The sequence below is a fragment of the Aerococcus mictus genome, from assembly GCF_003286595.3.
Taxonomy (GTDB): Bacteria; Bacillota; Bacilli; order Lactobacillales; family Aerococcaceae; genus Aerococcus; species Aerococcus mictus.
The window spans coordinates 411,936-430,776 of sequence record NZ_CP132985.1; the positions used below are offsets into that span (position 1 = coordinate 411,936).

Consider the following 18,841-nt stretch of genomic DNA (forward strand, 5'->3'; position numbering starts at 1 on the left):
TTGAAACCGATTCAAGTGAAGGTAACGCCTGATCATAAAGAGTACCCAACGCATAGTTACAGCAACGAAAGAGATAAAGTTGTTCAGAATGTTTATTATGACGACACCTTTGAAGATCACCCTGAATGGGGTGACTACACCATTACTGTGACTAGCGACTGGTATGAAAATGACACGAAAAGAATTCGAGTGACTGAAGATACTCACCACCCTTTAACCCTAACAACCCGTCAAGGCACGATTAACGTGACGGTTGATACCGCAGCAACAATTCAAGTAACTGGTGGCTAGAAAGGAGAGGATAACACTTGCCTACATATAAACGAAAATATAGCGACAAACCTTATAAAGTGAAAGTCAGTAAAAAGTTTTATTACACACAAGAACGGGAAGTCCATCTGAACCCTAGCACACCAACACATAACCTAAACTTCCAATTGGTTCGCAAACCTGGTGTTTGGAAGGACAAGAGCCGTACTGAAAAGATTCCTGTTACGCGTAAAACAGTTGAAGATAAAAACGTGCGACCTGATGATAGTGCTGTCACTCGTCAAGGATCAGTAGGCGAGCAGACTTATTATTGGCAAGAGGAATACATTGATGGTGAATTTACAGGTGAAACACGGAATCATTCTAATCAAGTCACTACACCTATGGTTCAGGAAATCTATACCAAAGGAACCGCTCACGTCATGTGGGTTGAACAAGTCGAACGAACTGAATGGTTGCCCTTCACCACTGTTCGTCAACCTGACAGCAATATGTATGAAGGCGAAACCCGAACTGAGCAAGGTTACGAAGGGCGTAAAGACTATATCCAATCCTATGAATTCATGAATGGGTCCAAGACTGGACGTTCACGTAACCCAAGATCTGAAGTCATCTATCCTGCTAAGAACACCATCATTTATTATGGTACGAAGAAACGAAGCATTCTTGGCACAGCATATGGTTCCGAATCTGGACGCTGGTTTCAAACTTGGGAAGAACAGCCTAGTGCAGATACCCCTTATATAGTTAGCGCTAATGTCGACACTTCACAGGTAACTGATAACGTTTACAGACATGGAATTTATGGAAAAGATTTGTTGTGTCCAGCTTCAGATCTCCCAGCTGGTGCATTTGGTGGTGAGTTATATAGTAGCACTTATGATAGAGGGTTATCTATTGGTGACGACATGGGTACTTTAAAATATCGACTTTACGTAGAAGAGATGGAGATTGTTGGGAATATCCTTTCTTTCTTACCAGTCAAAGGCCTGATGTTTTACTATCAGCCTTGGATAACTAGACCAGATCCCGATAAGTTTTATCTAATTGAATTTATCGGAGGAACCAATATTTCAAAATATGCTTCCTTTTATGCTTATGGTAGTGGAATGCCTTCAGGGTTATACGATAGCAAAGATTATGGTGATTCTTATAACAATAAAATCATTGAAAAAGGTAGTAACTTAATGGCTAGTGGTTACGATGAAGGACTTTCCTATAACACTTCTACCACTTATCCATCATACACATTACATGTCTATGAATTGAGAGGTGCATAGATGGTCGAGTTATTTAATAAAGCAATTCAGACCGAACACCAGCGTCATGTCGATGTAGTGCGTCCTAAAAACGAGAACGACACCTTCACTTATCAACATGGTGGTGGAATCGGTGACTGGGTGCTGAAACAAGTACAAGTTGAAAAAGCTTCACGCTTCACTGATTATGAAGAAAACACCAATACGGAATCAATGCTAGGTGCTGCCTTTCGTCACATTGATAATCTACAACAATTTGTGACTGATGAGAACGGCGACATTACTCGCATGACTAAAGATACTTTGCGAAGCACCTTAACCGAATACTTTGACAACCAGCAAGGAACCAGCACGTCCATGTTGGAAAGTGATCTAGGGCTATACCTTTCAATTTCAAACGCTATGGTGGGAACGTTCCTCGAACAAGCGCAAACCTCATACGCCTTTAGTCGTAGAATTAATGATATTGTCGATGGCAACACAATTGTTAATCAGACCGCTAATTCATGGGCGGTTAACCATCTAAATAGTACAGGCGACTTGATCAGTCAAATCAACTTAGATGATAGTAACCTAAGGCTTCAGGGAGAACATATTGCATTAGATGGGGACGTTTCCGTGCATGGCGACTTCACCCTTGATGGATCTGCTCATATTAGAAACGGGACCATTGGTACCGCTCAAATCGCTAACGCAGCCATTACAGACGCTAAAGTCTCTAGCTTGAGTGTTAACAGTATTACAGGTTTAACGTCACAATTCGTTAAATCGTTATGGAACGGGATCAACTCTTATACCACGGTTGATAGCCAGGGAATGGTCATTAATCAGCTGGGTGGAAAATATATGCGGTTAGGATCTGACGGTATGGAGTTTTATGACGGGGTTCGTCACATAGGAAATATTGGTGCCGCCCAAGATGCTGATGACCCTAGCTTAAAAGGGATCTCTTTCCAAATTCAACCTAATCGATATATGTCATGGTCAAAGAAATATAATAGCTCTGATAAACATTACACTCGAATTATGACCGTTGGCGACAATAGGGAACGCACTGGACGTTCAGTAGCGATTGATAGTTGGCTAGATATGCGCAATAACATTAATATGCATACCTATGATATTGAAAACTCTGGTGGTATTAAGTTTAGAACTAGTGGTACAGAAGTCTATGAACCGACTAATGGAACTAACCAGAAGCAATGGCTAAATGTTTGCGGAAGATGGGGCGTTAACATTGTTGCACAAGATACTGTAGGTTATAAATTCTATCCTGGTGTGGCAGAGTTTTATAACAACTTGGATATGTGCGGCTATGATGTTGTGGGTGAATCTGATATAAGGCTTAAGAAGAATGTCCGAGAAACTCACCGCAAAGGGATCGAATGGACGAAGCAGCAACACGTCATTGATTTTGAATGGGATAAAGAAAATAAACATAACGAAGGGAAACCTGATGGCCAGCAGTTTGGGATCATTGCTCAATATGCTGGGGAAGCGACAACTTTTAGTGGTGGCGGTAATCATTACTTAGCCATTAAACAAAGCGATGTGACTTACCTCAACTTATTGACTAACCAAGAATTGATTGAACGTGTAGAAAATCTGGAACAAGAGATGGAGGAATTGCGAAATGAAATTAAACAATGTGGAACTTATTAACATTCACAACGTTTTACAAGCACTCGCTCAACAAAAGATTGCGGGTGCTTTTAAATTTAAATTATTAAAGTTAACCAAGGCAGTTGGCGAAGAAGCAAGGACTGTCATTGAATCATTAGAGTTTAAGGAAGATGGAAAGGTGAAAGAAAGCGAAGAGAACGAGGAAATTTTAAAAGTTGAACAAGATGTTTCTTTGCCAAAGATTAATGAAAAAGATCTTGAACCGCTAGAGATTTCAGTCGCAGATTTACTCGTGCTCGAACCAATTATTGACAAAGGAGATGACAAATAATGGCCACAACCTATACCTATTTGAATAGCTACAAGTTGTATCCTAATCCAAACTCACCCGAACAAAAGGGCTGCATCGTGACCGTGCAATTAAGTGGTGATGAAACAGGAAACCTAAGCGTTACCTTGCCAGACGATGTCACTGAATATGGTGAAGACTATCAAGTGAAGCAAGCACTCGAGCAACATTATCGCAATTTAAAGCCTGAACAATACCAAACAGAGATTGTCGAGAAGGCTCAAGCCCAAGTAGATCAGGCCACCAGTGCTTTGCAAGAATTTAAAGATAACTTAGCCACAGTGAGTGATGAAGCGCTTACTAAGGTACAAAGCCAACTGGAAGACCTTGTCAGTCAAGCGACTGAATCACTTAACGAACGCCTATCCACTGTTGAGATCGAAACCGAAAACTTGAAACAACTGATTAACGCTAAAGATTTAACTGATGATCAAAAAGAAGAAATTGAAAGCAAATACCCTGATTGGGAACCAGACACTGATTATACAGAGGGCATGATCGTTAACTTTGATGGAACGCAATACGAAGTTCTCAGCGATCACACAAGCCAAGCAGACTGGTTGCCAAGCGATACACCAGCTCTTTACACAGAAGTCAAACAGGATAGCTTAGATGACGGTACAGAGGTGATTAAAGACTTTGTCCAACCCACTGGTAACCACGACACATACAGTCAGGGAGATAAAGTAATCTTTAATGGAGAAGTGTATGAATCTATTGTAGATGACAACGCCTATAGTCCTGATGACTCACCTGAAAACTGGAAGATCATTCAGTAGTTACTCTATTTGTGTTTAGGAAGGAGTGTGAGAAATGCAAAATATAAGGAAGAACGCTTATACTTATGCTTTAGCACTAACAACGGTCCTCTTTGGGATCTCGTTGATTCTACAGCGAAACACCTATATTCGTTTAATTGAGCCGCCAACGAGGTGGCTTTTAATTTTAGCTTGTTTCGTTTTACCGACTTGGCTAATTTGGTCAAACTCGACCAATCGACCTAAAGGAAAGTCATGGAGCGTTATTGGCATTGCTGCATTATGGGCAGGGATTGCTGCACTTTATGTCATTCACCCAGTACAAAACGGTGGCTGGGCACTGTGTTTAGGGATTAGTCTTTTGACTTTAGCCACACTAAGTACGGGTGATTGGCGAGGTGGATAAAGACATTCTAATTGCCCTAATCTCAGCGTCTGTCGCATGGTTTGGTTACTGGGTTAAAAATCAATCAGACGTAGGCGCTAACCGCTTATCAACCTATGATACCTTGAATGAAAGGCTCACTGGAGAAATCGAGCGCCTAGATAATCGTATCGAAAAGCTCAGTGCCAAGGTCGCTGAATTAGAAAAAGAAAACGAGAAGTTAGACCAAGAACGTGATGATTTACAATCAGAGAACGATGAACTCAAAGAGGAAAATAAAAGGCTCTGCAAAGAAAACAAAGCACTTAAAAAGACGATTGACGATCTACAAGACCGAATCGCACAAATCGAAGATCGCCTGAAAGGAGAAAGATAAATGTTTGATGTACTAGATAGTTATGTAATCACCACCATTGCCCGAGCAGTGTTATCCATTGTTGGGGTATTCTTGGCTTACTTGGCACAACAAGTGGCAAGCTATGCTAAACAGTATTATGAAGCTAACACCACCAGGGAACAGCAAAAAGTTATCAGCCAAGTCATTTCTGACGCTGTGGCCTATGCTGAAAAGATGGGCTGGCAAAAAGCAGGGAAAGAAAAGTTTGAGATGGCCATTAATCGGGCTGAAGTGTTGCTCGCTAACAAGGGCGTGCATATTAACTTTACCGAGTTACAGACCGCCATTGAATCCGCTGTATTAGAGTTAGACAAAGAACAGGGGAAGTTATCCAAATGAGTTATAAAGAAGATTTCATTAATCAGATCGCGCCTTATGCTCAACGCTATAACAAGAACACATTCGCTAGTACCACTATTGCTCAAGCTTGCCTAGAAAGCGGCTATGGGCAATCGGACTTGGCGAAAAAATATAATAATTTCTTTGGTATTAAAGGCGGCGGTGTTTCTTTAAACACCTTAGAAGATGATGGCGCAGGGAATTACTACCAAGTGATCGATGACTTCCGAGTGTATAAAGACATGGAAGCATCAGTGAAAGATCATGATGAATTATTCACTAGTACACCAGGTCTCACCCAAATTTATAGCGGCGTGGTGGCAGCTCAAACCCCTGAAGACCAATGCCGAGCATTACAAGGCACTTATGCGACTGATACGAAATACGCCAGCAAGTTATTAAATATCCTAAACACCTATAATTTGAAACGTTTTGATGTCGAGAAAGGAGTTCGTTCAATGCCAGAGGAACCCATGTTAGTTGAACACGTCATTGATTATGCTCAAAGTTTATTAGGGGCAACCAAGTATAGTCAAACCCATAAGAATATTGTGGACATGTATAACCAGGTCAGTCCAAAACCTGTAGGTCATACCGCTACTTATCATGATGATTGGTGCGATGTATTCGTCACCCACTTGTTTGATGTCACCCAAGGTAGCCACTTGATTGGTCGTGAATGTGGCGTGCAACGTCACTTAGTAATCCTGAAACAAAAAGGAATCTGGCTAGGTCGAGTGAAGCCACAACCAGGCGACATTATCATTTATGACTGGCAAGGTTATGGCGCAGGCTGGGCAGATCATATTGGGATTGTCGAAAGCTTTGATGGGGTGAATGTTCACACAATTGAAGGGAATACTGGGAATCCACCAGCGGTTCGCCGTGTGACCTATCCGTATAACGCTAGCTACATTGTGGGTTATGCTCGTCCACAGTATGACACTAAGGATAGCGTGAAGAAACCTAATAAGGGACATTATGCTGTGAAGGCTGATAGTGATGGTCGTGAAACAGGATTTGCTGTGGGTGATAAAGTGAAGTTACGAGTAGACATTAAAGCTAAAAATCCTGCTTTTGTTGAACCAGCTCATGCCATGACCGCTGATGACTTTGAGAAAGAATGGACAGTGGACGCCTTAAACACTGATGGTTCTGTATCCATTAAAAGTGGTGATAGCACCCATAACGTCTGGGCACGAGACATTGTGAATCTAGACGACTATGTGAGTGAATATGATGTCGCACAACAAGTCTTAGATGGCGAGTGGGGCAATAACCCTGAACGTGCTGAGAAGCTTCATAAGGCGGGTTATAGCGCTGTTAGCGTGCAAGAAAAGGTTAACGAGTTAGTGGAAAGTCAAGATGATGAAGAGGTCATTGAACCCGTGGAAGAACAACCCGTTGGTGGTGATCGCCCTGAATTAGCTCCTAACAAAGTTTGCCTTGATGATGTGGTTTATGTCATTAACAAGAAAGAAGAATAGGAATACAAAGGGGCCTGTTGATATTTATTAAATAAAAATGTATGATTGGAACTGGAGGGGCTATCCTTCCACTTTCCAACTATTATGTTTCTACAAGCAATCGCTTGTTGCACCTTTTGTCTAAAGAGGACTTTTACCTGGGTCCTCTTTTTTTGTATCTGTTGATATCCAGTAAGTAAAGATGTAAGATGAGGAATAGAGGGCCTGTGCCCTTCACTTCCCATTGTTATATTTTTGCAAGCAATTCGCTTGTTGGAGTCCATTTGTCTGGGGAGGGTCCTTTCACGGGCCCTCTCTTTTTTTATTTTAAGCTTTTATAAAGGCTATTGAAAATGATTTAAAAAGATTGTAATATACTACTTGAAGAGATAAGTCTCTTCTGCGTATTTATAGCGAATGTATTTCAGTGGTTGAATACATTCTCTCCCCAGCCCCTGTCCTGTAGGGGCTTTTTTAATGCCTAAAAAAGTAGCAGAAAAAGTAGCAAAACTATACAGAAGTATATAAATTCATATAAAAGTTATAATCAAAAAGGCTGACACAGCGCTATTAGTGGCATGTATGGCAATCAGGAAAACTTTGGGCTATAATGTATAAATTAGAGAGTATTCTATTGATAATTCTCAGTTGACCCTGTCGCAGTGGTTGACTAAGATTGGTGGAAATAGGGAAATTTAGATGGAAAATTGAAGTTCTTAAACTAAAACGGGTTCCAGTCATACGATGCTTATGGATTTCTTCTAGCCATATCGTCCTCTGCTGTAACTGTTACACTTAAGGAGTTTTAATAATGAAAAAAATTTTAGTCGTTGATGATGAAAAACCAATTTCAGATATCATTACCTTCAACCTTCAAAAGGAAGGCTATGATACCCTGGCAGCTTTCGATGGCGAAGAGGCCTTAGAAAGCTTTGCCAGCTACCAACCCGACCTTATTGTTTTGGATTTAATGTTGCCTAAAAAAGACGGCTTGGAAGTTTGTCGTGAAATCCGTAAGACCAGCAGTGTTCCTATCATCATGTTAACCGCTAAGGGTGAAGAAATTGACAAGGTGCTCGGTTTGGAAATGGGAGCCGACGACTATGTGACCAAGCCTTTTTCCAATCGGGAACTTTCAGCACGAATTAAGGCCAACCTCCGCCGGTCCCAGGTTAACGTTGAGGCTGCAGAAGAAAAAGAAGAAAGTAATGAATTAAATGTCGGTAACCTAACCATTCATGAAGATGCCTACTATGTGTCTAAGAATGGTAAGGAAGTTGACCTGACTCATCGTGAGTTCGAGCTCCTCCATTACTTATCCAAGCACTTAGGCCAAGTGATGACCCGGGAACACCTCTTGCAGACAGTATGGGGCTATGACTACTTTGGCGATGTTCGGACCGTGGACGTAACCGTGCGTCGTCTACGTGAAAAGATCGAAGACACCCCCAGCCATCCTAAATTACTCATGACCCGCCGTGGTGTGGGGTATTATCTCCAAGATAATGACCAGGAGTAGGAAGCAATGAAGGAAAAACAAGAAAAATCGAAAATTTCCTTTCTTAATTCGATTCATTTAAAGATTCCTTTGGTCATTATCTTGCTCTTGTTACTTGGTTTGCAATTTGCCGGGGCTTATTTTATCCAACAATTGGAACAGGAAATGATGCGCAGCTTTGATGATCAAATGAATGTGCAAATTGGCTTTTTGGAGGATAGCGTTCGCCCCATTATTCAAAATGAAGATAATAAGACGAGTGACCAACAGGCGCAATTAATTAATTCATTGCGTCGTTTTAATGTTAGCAATGTTTTAGAAACCTTGGTGGTGGATGATAAGGGGCAGATTCTTGCTTCAAGTAACCCCAGTAACCAGGCCAATGTGGGCCAACAAACGACCGATAACATGATCCGTACAGTCCTCTATAATAACACTAGTCTAAGTAAGGAAATGTATGACAATGAGGAAAATTTGCGAATTAAACAATATGTTGTCCCTATTTTTTCTTCGGATAATTCCGGTCTTTTGATCGGGGTTTTAAGTGTGACGGTCAACATTGAGAGTGTCTACAACCAAGTGCAAAATACTGGTTTGATTTATATCACTTCATCGGGCTTGGCCTTGGTCTTTTCTATTCTACTGGCAGTCCTAATTTCTAGAGGGATTACCGGCCCAGTCCAAGAAATGACCAATCAAATTGAAAAGATTGCTGATGGAAATTATAGTGACCAAGTTAAGGTCTATAGTAATGATGAGATGGGCGTCTTAGCCCAGTCGATTAACTATCTATCGGTTCGAGTGCGCGAAGCCCAAGAATCCACGGAATCTGAACGTCAACGGCTGGATTCAGTCTTAAAACATATGACCGATGGGGTGATTGCTACTGACCGCCGCAGCCGGGTCATGATTACCAATAACCGGGCCTGTGAATTAATCGGCAAAAAAGAAGCTGAAATTATGGGCCATTCCATTATGGAAGTGCTCAATTTAAGGGATAAATATACTTTCCGTGAATTATTGAATAGTGAAAGTGATATTTTAATGCACTTTACTTCTGATGATGGCCAAGAATCGATTATTAAAGGTGAGTTATCTGTTATTCAAAGGGAGTCTGGCTATGTCAGTGGTCTAGTCTGGGTCTTAACCGATGTGACTGAGCATGAAAAGATTGAACGTGACCGTCGCCAATTTGTCTCAAATGTTTCTCATGAATTGCGGACGCCCTTGACCAGTGTCAGGTCCTATAGTGAAGCCCTGGCTGATGGTGCCATTAAGGATTCTGAATTAGCGGTAGAATTTCTCGGTGTCATTCAAAGGGAAACGGACCGCATGATTCGAATGATTAGTGACCTCTTGAACCTCTCTCGGATGGACTCTAATCGTCAGGAAATGAACCTGGAATTGATCGATTTCCAAGGTTTAGTCAACCATATCTTGGACCGCTTCGATATGATGATTCAATCAGAGGATTATGTCAATGAAGAATACCATATTCAACGCGAATTAACCAAGTCACCGATCTGGGTGGAAGCTGACCAAGACCGCCTCACTCAAGTGATTGATAATATCTTAAACAATGCCATCAAGTATTCACCGGATGGGGGAACGATTACGGTCCGTCTCATGACGACTCATAATGAGGCGATATTAAGTGTTCAAGACCAAGGACTAGGTATTCCACAAAAAGCTCTTGGACACGTTTTTGACCGTTTCTATCGGGTAGACAAGGCTCGGTCCCGCCAACAAGGTGGCTCGGGTCTAGGTCTGGCTATCGCTAAGGAAGTTGTGGAATTACATCACGGAAAAATTTGGGCCAATAGTATTGAGAATAAGGGATCAACCTTCTTTATTTCTCTGCCTTTTGAACCTGATATGGGGGAGGATGATTGGGAATAATGCGAAAATTTTGGACAAACTTGCCTCATTTTCTCCTAACCTTTTTAGTCTTACTCAGTATCTTTTTTTCCCTTAATATTATTGGGCCTTTCACTAACTTATCTAGTAATTGGTCAGGGGATGAGGGAATGGAAGCAAAAACCACTGCCCTTACCCCGACTCAAATAGCTAATCCAGGGGACAAGACACCGCTCTTAAAAGTATTCCGGCCAGTTTCTTTGGTCTATACTGATGGAGAAGGCTTTTGGCAAAGCCGGGAAGCTAATTTGTTAACCCACTTTAATGAGAAGATGGCCCAGTTAAAAGTGGATAAGCTTGACTTGGACAGCCTCAAGAAAGAATCGCTGGCTGACTATATTCAAGAAAGTCATAATAAGGAAATGATCGAGCTGGAGTACGCTGATCAAATCCCTCTCCAACTTTTGGGCTTGACCAGTGATGAGATTAGTGGTGAATTGGGACAAATTCCCATCAACCTCATCTCCTACCCCCGGGATAGCCGAATTCTTTACTTGATTGACCGGGAAGAGGGCCTGGTCTATAGTCTGCCTTTAAAAGCGCCGGCTAACTTTGATGACTTAAAGACCAGTATCGATGAGAATAAGAATGGTTTTAAGGCCGTTAAGCGGGTTGATTTGAAAACTCCTTACCACTACTTGCTTGACGACAAGGTTGAGGTCAAGGCCCTATCCTATATTTTGGAACGTCAATCCAATGCGGCCTACTTGCAACTCTTATTTAACCTTCCTGACCAAGTCAATGACTATAGTGATGTTGAGTCAGCTCGGTATTATACCGAAAACAAGGGCTTAGTGATTAATAATAGTAATTTTGAAATTTTATTCAACCAAACCGTTGATTACGAGCTAAATACGGATCCCTTGTCGGTCATCTTACAAGCCTACAATGACCTCCAACGCATCCAGGCCAATAATGATAACTGGATCTATAGTCAATATAACCATAAAGAAAAGAATGTCACCTTTAGAAAAGTCGTTGGCGGTATTCCTATTTATGGGTCTAATTTTGTTTCACGGATCCGAATTGGTTTTCCTAAGGACCATACCCTGCAAGCTAAATTTTCAGCGCTCAATATTCAAACGCCTTTGAATGATTTGACGGAAAATTTTGAAATGCAACCGGCTACCAGTATTATGAAATTGCTTGAAGTCAACCATATTAGCAGTAAGGATATTGATTCGATAAATATCGGCTATTACTGGGTACCTAGCTCCAAGTCTAATCGTTTAATTTCCTTGGTGCCTTGTTGGATGATTGAAAAGGATGGGACCTACTTTATGCTAGATGAACTGGTCGACATGACTAAAAATGAGGCTTATGTGACACGGAATACGGCAAATGACGTTCCGGTCTATATCAAACACAATCGCAGCGACCAGGAGGCCCAACCAGCAGAAGTTGATAGTAATAATGAAGAAGTCTTTAAAGAAATGAACCAGGCTCAGAGCCGTTAGAGGGAGGAAGTCTTATGAATTTTCGTCAAATTGAAAATATATTGATTATTGTCTTTCTCGCCTTAAATATCTTTCTGGCCTATATTCTCTTTGGAAAGAGTTTTATGGAGACGACTTCCATCCAGTCCAATATTAATATCCAACAGGAATTAAAGAATAATGAAGTGACCATGAACTTTAGCCCTTCTTCAGATGACGTCCAGTTGCCGCTGATCGCAGGCAAACAAAGTCGCCTATCCACCGATGGAGGAGACCGGACCAAGGAACAGAAGTTAGAGTGGCGTGATTCGACTGAGGAACTCTATGGTGAGTTCAAAAATCCGATTAAGTTACCGGCGCTGACAGAGAACAATGTGGAAAACCCTACCCAGTTGTCCCCAGAAGCCTTAAAGCCGATTGAGGACTTGTTAGCTTCTGGAGCGATTGAGCATGGGCAAGAATATCACTTCTTGATCTATAACCGCCAACGTAAAATTATTTACTATGGGCAAAATACCTATGCCGACAAACTGGCCATGGATTCTAGTGCTGAATTACTATTTCATTTAAATGATCAAAATGAAATCGTCTCCTATGAATTGAGCCATGTCCATGACGTGAGTCCGCAAGGGGAAGAACGCCCATTGATCACTCAAAAGAATGCCATTGATAACTTATATCTCTATAATGAGATCCCTTCCAAGGCCAATATTTTGTCAGCCAATATTTGTTACCAGCAAACTTTATCAGTTGATGATATTATTGTTTTTAAACCGGTTTGGGCCATTATGATGCAGTTGGATGACCATACCACTAAAACCACCTTTGTTGATGCCATTAATGGGACGATCGTCCAAAATGCTCCCGCTTCTCAGCCGGTTAATCCCACCAATGATGGCGACAAGGCGGGTAGCCAAAATAGTCAAGCCACCTAGGAAGGAGATCAAGCTATGAAAAAAGAATTCCCAACTCTGATCTTAATCACCCTTTTAGGCCTGCTTTGCCTGCTTCCTGATTCGGTTTTTGCAGCAGATAATCAAGGAATTTCAGTTGCTGATTACCAGGTTAAGGTGGAATTTGACCAGCAGGGGGACATTAAAGAACATGAACAGGTTCGCTATCAGTTTGATAAGCAAGTCGACCAATTAAGCCATGTGATTAGTACAGGCGAAAGTGGTCATCTACGTCAATTAAATGTAGATATGCGGATGAATTCAGCCAGTGAAGCCTTTCCTTTTGTTCAGAGTACGTCCCACACGGTTGGAACCTTTGACCTTCATCAAAACGGCAATAATGTCCAAGTGGACCTCTACAATACTATGTCCGGCGACGATGAAATTGTGAATTATATTGCCAATATTGAGGATGTCTGGACTAAGTACGGCAATCAAGTGATTATGCAAAAGGACTTTTTGCTCTTGCCTTTCGATATCCATTCCGCTCAAATTACCTTTAAATTTCCTCAGGCGGTGGACCAAAACCACTATAAGGCCTGGCTAGCTAGTCCAGCCCATGTCCAAGAAAAGTGGCTGGATGAGTCGACCTTACAAGTTCAAGTCAGAGATCTGAGCGCGGATAGTAAGTTAAACGTGCAAATGGTGCTTCCAGCTGACCTGATGCCTAATATCAAGGGGGAAGGCCCCGTCTCTAAGGGTGAGCAAATTAACCGAGAGATTGATAAGCATATCGGCGCCAGACAAGCTTGGTACCGTCAACGTTACTGGATAGTGATGGGGGTCAGTTTAGCCTTAGTCGCCTTATTGATCCTTTACACTTACTTCTTGCTCAGACGCAAGCAAAAGATTCGGCAAGCAGCTGATGCTAAGCAAGTCAACCACAGCCATGAGCTCAATCCGGTCGAAGTTAGCGAACTATTGAAGAAGAATTACAGCCAACATGATAAGTTGTGGCTGGTTCTTTTATCCTTAGTAGCTAAGGGACACTTAGCCTTACGTTTTGTTAACGCAGATGACCGCTTCTACCCTTACTTTAAAGTCTTGGCTAGTCAAAGTGATGACCCCTATGAACAAGTTGTTCTCGATGCTTTTAGTAAGCAGCAGGAGGGTGGGGATCTTGATTTTGCCAGCTTTAAATATAGTCTGGGCCTGAAAAAGAAAGGCAAGACCAGGAACTACCGCAACTTGTTGCATGCCCTTAGCAAGCTAGATAAAAAACGCAAACAGAACCTGCAGTTATTAGATAAGGCCGGAAGCCGCTTGTATGGCTTTTTATGGTGGCTTTACGTCGCTGTCTTTATCGTCCTAGCGGGTTTAGTGATTTGGCTGATCTGGGAGATAAATAGGGGTCATATTTGGCTCTTAGCCCTGGCCTTTTGCTTAGTGGGAGTCTACTTATTGAGGCGCTATACCCTGCCGATTTATAATGCCCAGGGGCAAGAACTTGCCAAATATTGGAAGACTTATTTTAACAGCCTTAAAGGTCGAGACCAGTCCTTAGGTTACAGTCAAAAGGACTACCTCTACAGCTTTGTGACTGGGGACAACTACCGACTGGTTAAGCAGGCGAAAAAAGCCAACCAGTCGCTAAGCGGCAACTTAGCTCAGGCTTTAGATGCTGTGAACCAATACCAATTAAAAGATTTTATGTAAGAAACGAGGAGAATGAAGTTTGGATGTTTTGGACAAAGACGCAGAGCAAAAAGATTTTACCATGCGCATTTGTATGTTAGCCAGTGGGTCAACAGGAAATGTGACTTATATTGAAACCCCACAGCGGAATATCTTAGTTGATGCGGGCTTAAGTGGTAAGCGTATTGAGGAATTGCTGCAGAAAATTGGCCGGGATGCCAAGGACCTTGATGCCATCTTTATCTCTCACGAACATTCTGACCATTCCAAGGGAGCCGGTATTATGGCCCGACGCTACCAACTTCCTATCTATGCCAATGCCGATACCTGGTCCTATCTCGAGCAGAAGTGTGGCAAGTTAGACGCTGACCAAAAGATAATCATGGAGCCGGGGGAACGGATTAGCTTTGGGGATGTCGATATTCTGAGTTTTCCTGTCAGTCATGACTCCATCAATGCACAGTTCTATGCCTTCCAAAAGGATGGTAAGCAATTCGCCATGATGACAGACCTAGGCTATGTTTCCGATCGTTTAGCTGGCCTGGTATACAATTCTGATGCCTTAATGATTGAAAGTAACTATGATAATGATATGTTAAGAATGGGGAAGTATCCTTGGCGTTTAAAGCAAAGGATTTTTTCTGACCGGGGCCACCTGTCTAATGTCGAAACGGCGGAAGCCCTGACTAAAATGATAGGTGAGCGAACCAAACGGGTTTACCTGGGGCATATTTCCAGGGAAAATAACTTAAATGCCCTGGCCCTTGAGACCAATACGGCGATTTTAAAGGAGAACGGCCTAGGGGTGGGCTATGATTTTGACCTTTATGAGACCCACCATTACCAACCTACCGATCTATTTACCCTTTAATGAGAAAATATTCATATATTTTTCAAATATTCATTCTAAGATAGTTAAAATCCTTGAAGTGAACTAATATGACAAGTGGAGGAAAAATATGCCTAAAGAAGTTAATCCTGATAAAAATCATAATTTAAAAGATGATACGAAAAACGCTATCAATTCCAAATGGGGAACCGCTATTATCAGTGGCCTAATTGGTGCTGGTTTAGTGGGTGGGGTATCAGCCTACGCCAACCAAGATAAGGTTTCCGAAAATGAAGTGAAAACCATGGTGGAACGCCAGGTCAATGCCGAAAGCCAAAATAAGAGCGAAAATAAGGCCCAACAAGGGACCCAACAAGCCAGTGTGGAGATTCAATCTGATGTTTCTGCTGTGGTGGATAAGGTTGCCGGCTCGGTAGTTTCTGTGGTGAACTTGGCCCGTCCTAACAACCAAGTTTATGACTTATTTGGCTTTACCCAACCTAGCCGCAATAGTGATGAACTAAAAACCGCTTCAGAAGGTTCGGGTGTCATCTATAAGGTCCATGGCGATAAGGCTTATATCGTTACCAATAACCATGTGATTAAGGGGAGCGATGCCCTGGAGATTATCCTTGCTGACGGGACCCAAGTGCCAGTTGACCTGGTAGGTGCCGATCCTTGGACTGACCTGGCTGTCTTGGCCATGCCAGCTGAATATGCTAAAACCGTGGCAGAATTTGGGGATTCTTCCCAATTGAAGGTGGGGGAACCAGCCATTGCTATCGGTTCGCCACTAGGATCTGACTTTGCTTCAACGGTGACATCAGGTATTGTATCTGGCTTGAACCGGCAAGTACCAACCGACTTAGATGAAGACGGGCAAAGTGATTGGACCGTGACTGCTATTCAAACAGATGCCGCCATTAACCCAGGTAACTCAGGGGGTGCTTTGGTGAACTCTGCCGGCCAAGTGATTGGGATCAACTCGATGAAGATTTCCACCGCCCAAGTGGAAGGTATGGGCTTCGCCATCCCAAGTAATGACGTGACCACAATTATTAGTCAGTTAGAAAAAGATGGTCATGTAACCCGGCCAGGACTGGGACTACGCATGGCTAGTCTCTACCAATTCCCGCTGGAACGGCAAAAACAAATGCTGAAATTGCCTGAAGCGGTTGAGGACGGGGTAGTAGTGATGGAGGTCGACCCTAATTCTCCTGCCGACCAAGCAGGCTTGAAGCAGTATGATGTGATTACCCGCTTCGGCGACCATGAAATTAAAGATACGACCCAATTACGTCAAGCTCTCTATAATTCAGACCCTAATGGCAAGGTTGAAATTGAATATTACCGCAATGGTAAGAAAGCAACCACTACTATTCAACTCCGGCCTCAAGACCACCATAATGCCTAGTTGACTAAGATTTTTTGAATATTGACTGTTAATTAAGCCTCAGGGAAACTGGGGCTTTTTATTTGTTCTTGGTTTTGACTTTATCAACATAATCCCCAAGTATTATGCACAAGATCAGGGGAAAACTTTGTGAAACTGTGGATAACTTTGTTGAAAAGTGGATAAGTCCCGTCATAATGGCCTTCTTTCATGTGGGCAATTATGTGTATAAAAAGTGAAAACTTAGGACAGGTCGAAATTCCTGGGTAAAAATCCCTTCATAATAGGCTTTATTATTAACAACTTGTGGATTTGTGGAGGAAATTGTGGATAAGTCCTTGTGAAAAGGGGGAATTATGCTATGATGAAGGGAAGTTTGAAGAAAAGGGTGACTTGAGATGCGGATTACCATTCTCAGCGTGGGAAAATTGAAAGAAAAATATTTGAAACAGGGGATTGCTGAGTACCAAAAACGAATGCAACGTTATGGGAAATTAGAAGTGATTGAGGTTAAGGATGAGCCCACTCCAGACAATGCCAGCGACTTGGAAAACCAGCAAATCATCGAAAAAGAGGGCCAACGCCTACTGGCTAAGATTTCTCCCCAGGCCTATGTCATTGTGCTTGCTATCAAGGGCCAGGCTTTAAGTTCGGAAGAATTGGCCCAGCAAATTGATCACTGCCTGACCTATGGCAAGAGCGAGATTATCTTTGTAATTGGTGGATCCTTGGGGACGAGTTCGGCTGTCAACAAAAGGGCTGATCTTTTACTCAGTTTTGGTCGGATGACCCTTCCCCATCAATTGATGCGTCTGGTGCTTAGCGAGCAAATTTACCGGGCCTTTCGCATTATTCACCACGAACCCTACCATAAATAAAAGAGTGTGACAAAAGTCAAAAAGAGCCCTGAACCACTCCGCATACTATATCTGTAACTCGCTAGCGCTTCGAACAGCTATAGCAACTGGAGCAAACTATGGAAGATAGGCGCAAGCCTATCGCACATAGTTCGTAGTTGGGTTCGACTTGGCAGACTTGGAGTGATTTCACAAGTCAGAAACAAGCGAATGCTTCGCTTTTATTCTGACTTGCTCCAATCATCCAAGCCTAAATGCCTAGTCTCACACCCTGCATGAAGTGGAGGTCAGGGCTGACTTTTGGAACAGGTTTGAAAAGAGTGTGACAAAAGTCAAAAAAAGCCACTAGGCTCTGTGGATAAGTAAACTTATCCAGTGCCTAGTGGCTTGTTTTTTACTATTAAATTTTATTGGCCTTGGTTATTTTGGGCATAACTAGTGCCAAAGATTGAATCCCAGATGCCTAAGAGGCTTTGCCAGAGACTGTGGAAGAAATCGGTAATTCCATTTTTATCAGTCTCATCCATATTATCCCAAGCGGATTTTGCGGAATCCACTAATTGGCCGCTCTTTTCTTTTAAGGTTTGTCCAAAGTTGGAAAGAGCGTTTTTTTGCTCCTCAGTGAGTTCGATTTGGCTAAATTTGGTCATGAGGTCCCGTAATTGTTGAATGTTTTCTTCAGAAAGGACGCCATTAAGATTGTAATTATTGATGACGTTATTCACGATGACTTGGATGGTATTGCCATCGATCGATCCACCATTTTGTTCCTTGGCTTGTTGGATCTGGTTTTTCATATCAGCGATGGCAGCATTCAAGGTTTCGTCGGAATAGTTTTCTTTGTTTTGGTTTTCCTTAGTAATGGTTGAAGCGGTTTGTAATTCTTCTTGGGCGACAGAAACTGCCTTGCCATCTAAGGCTTGGCCGCTGTCTTGGAAGGCTTTATAGACACCTGCCAAGGCACCGGAACCGTCCACTTGAACAGCGGAAGCGACTTTAATATCAACATTGGTTGCTCCGGCTGTTAGGGCTGCGTTCTCATATTGTAAGGGCGTAATGGCAGTAATAGTCTTTGGAGTGACGATTTCTACGTTAACCCCACTGTGCTTGGCTGGGGCAATATAAGCGGATGAATAAACTTGGTAGTAGGGGTAATTATCATGTAATAGGCCATTTAATTCATTAATATTCACTTGGACAGCCCGGGCATTGGCATCAACCCCTAAGAGCTTTTGAGTCTCTTGGAATTGGCTTTGGTTGAGGGACTCACCATAAGTAAAAATAGATTCTTTGATAGCTGCCTGGGCACTTGTTTGGGGAATGAAGAGGGCGATGGCCATTAGGCAAGCGAGTACGGCCAAGAGCCCACGTTTCAATTGATTCATTCGAAAAACCTCCTTAATTGTTAATTCTATTATAACATGGCTAAAAAGATAATCTTTTAGCTTTTCCTTAAGGGGAGGCTAAGGAATGTTAA

The 18,841-nt window shown here is 42.3% G+C and carries 18 protein-coding genes; 17 read left to right on the forward strand and 1 reads right to left on the reverse strand.

Translation table 11 applies throughout. The features are described 5' to 3' along the window. The 17 genes from DBT49_RS02005 (at position 1) to rlmH (ending at position 17,385) form a co-directional block, all read left to right on the forward strand. Positions 1–291: a hypothetical protein gene (locus tag DBT49_RS02005; RefSeq protein ID WP_070558664.1), complete on the forward strand. Its 291-nt coding sequence runs from the start codon at positions 1–3 to the stop codon at positions 289–291. Between the two features lie 59 nt (positions 292–350). After that, entirely contained in the window at positions 351–1,550 is a 1,200-nt protein-coding gene (locus tag DBT49_RS02010) for a G5 domain-containing protein (protein ID WP_258113487.1), read from the forward strand. Between the two features lie 57 nt (positions 1,551–1,607). Then, complete coding sequence (locus DBT49_RS02015) at positions 1,608–3,191, forward strand: tail fiber domain-containing protein (protein ID WP_181646014.1); 1,584 nt, start codon at positions 1,608–1,610, stop codon at positions 3,189–3,191. Continuing rightward, the gene (locus DBT49_RS02020) at positions 3,163–3,483 is read left to right on the forward strand and encodes a hypothetical protein (RefSeq protein ID WP_070558661.1); all 321 of its coding nucleotides are present in this window, start codon (positions 3,163–3,165) and stop codon (positions 3,481–3,483) included. The genes DBT49_RS02015 and DBT49_RS02020 overlap by 29 nt, the downstream gene beginning before the upstream one ends. Then, positions 3,483–4,280 (forward strand): carbohydrate-binding protein, encoded by a 798-nt coding sequence (locus DBT49_RS02025; protein ID WP_070558660.1) that lies wholly within the window; start codon positions 3,483–3,485, stop codon positions 4,278–4,280. The genes DBT49_RS02020 and DBT49_RS02025 overlap by 1 nt, the downstream gene beginning before the upstream one ends. Positions 4,281–4,314: 34 nt before the next feature. Further along, the gene (locus tag DBT49_RS02030; protein ID WP_070558659.1) at positions 4,315–4,665 is read left to right on the forward strand and encodes a hypothetical protein; all 351 of its coding nucleotides are present in this window, start codon (positions 4,315–4,317) and stop codon (positions 4,663–4,665) included. Further along, complete coding sequence (locus DBT49_RS02035; protein WP_070558658.1) at positions 4,658–5,020, forward strand: hypothetical protein; 363 nt, start codon at positions 4,658–4,660, stop codon at positions 5,018–5,020. The genes DBT49_RS02030 and DBT49_RS02035 overlap by 8 nt, the downstream gene beginning before the upstream one ends. Further along, on the forward strand, positions 5,021–5,380 hold the full coding sequence (locus DBT49_RS02040) for a phage holin, LLH family (RefSeq protein ID WP_070558657.1): 360 nt from the start codon (positions 5,021–5,023) through the stop codon (positions 5,378–5,380). Further along, positions 5,377–6,867 (forward strand): glucosaminidase domain-containing protein, encoded by a 1,491-nt coding sequence (locus DBT49_RS02045; protein ID WP_070558656.1) that lies wholly within the window; start codon positions 5,377–5,379, stop codon positions 6,865–6,867. Before DBT49_RS02040 ends, DBT49_RS02045 begins: the two co-directional genes overlap by 4 nt. Positions 6,868–7,657: 790 nt before the next feature. Next, positions 7,658–8,365, forward strand: coding sequence for a response regulator YycF (yycF, locus tag DBT49_RS02050; protein ID WP_060777751.1), 708 nt, complete (start codon positions 7,658–7,660; stop codon positions 8,363–8,365). A gap of 6 nt (positions 8,366–8,371) precedes the next feature. Next, a complete protein-coding gene (gene walK / locus DBT49_RS02055; protein WP_013669607.1) occupies positions 8,372–10,243 on the forward strand; it encodes a cell wall metabolism sensor histidine kinase WalK in 1,872 nt (623 codons plus the stop codon). A gap of 128 nt (positions 10,244–10,371) precedes the next feature. Further along, on the forward strand, positions 10,372–11,718 hold the full coding sequence (locus DBT49_RS02060) for a hypothetical protein (RefSeq protein WP_141745196.1): 1,347 nt from the start codon (positions 10,372–10,374) through the stop codon (positions 11,716–11,718). A 14-nt stretch (positions 11,719–11,732) separates the two neighbouring features. Next, positions 11,733–12,632 (forward strand): two-component system regulatory protein YycI, encoded by a 900-nt coding sequence (locus DBT49_RS02065; protein ID WP_070558654.1) that lies wholly within the window; start codon positions 11,733–11,735, stop codon positions 12,630–12,632. A 15-nt stretch (positions 12,633–12,647) separates the two neighbouring features. Next, positions 12,648–14,306 carry a DUF2207 family protein gene (locus DBT49_RS02070; protein ID WP_070558653.1) on the forward strand — a complete coding sequence of 553 codons (1,659 nt, stop codon included), beginning with the start codon at positions 12,648–12,650 and terminating at the stop codon, positions 14,304–14,306. A gap of 19 nt (positions 14,307–14,325) precedes the next feature. After that, entirely contained in the window at positions 14,326–15,156 is an 831-nt protein-coding gene (locus DBT49_RS02075) for an MBL fold metallo-hydrolase (RefSeq protein WP_013669254.1), read from the forward strand. 88 nt (positions 15,157–15,244) lie between these two features. After that, complete coding sequence (locus tag DBT49_RS02080; RefSeq protein ID WP_070558652.1) at positions 15,245–16,528, forward strand: S1C family serine protease; 1,284 nt, start codon at positions 15,245–15,247, stop codon at positions 16,526–16,528. Positions 16,529–16,905: 377 nt separating this feature from the next. Beyond that, a complete protein-coding gene (gene rlmH, locus DBT49_RS02085) occupies positions 16,906–17,385 on the forward strand; it encodes a 23S rRNA (pseudouridine(1915)-N(3))-methyltransferase RlmH (protein WP_070558651.1) in 480 nt (159 codons plus the stop codon). Positions 17,386–17,771: 386 nt separating this feature from the next. Here the strand turns inward: rlmH and DBT49_RS02090 are convergent, their stop codons facing one another. Next, positions 17,772–18,749, reverse strand: coding sequence for a DUF1002 domain-containing protein (locus DBT49_RS02090; RefSeq protein WP_070558650.1), 978 nt, complete (start codon positions 18,747–18,749; stop codon positions 17,772–17,774). Between the last annotated feature and the right edge of the window lie 92 nt (positions 18,750–18,841).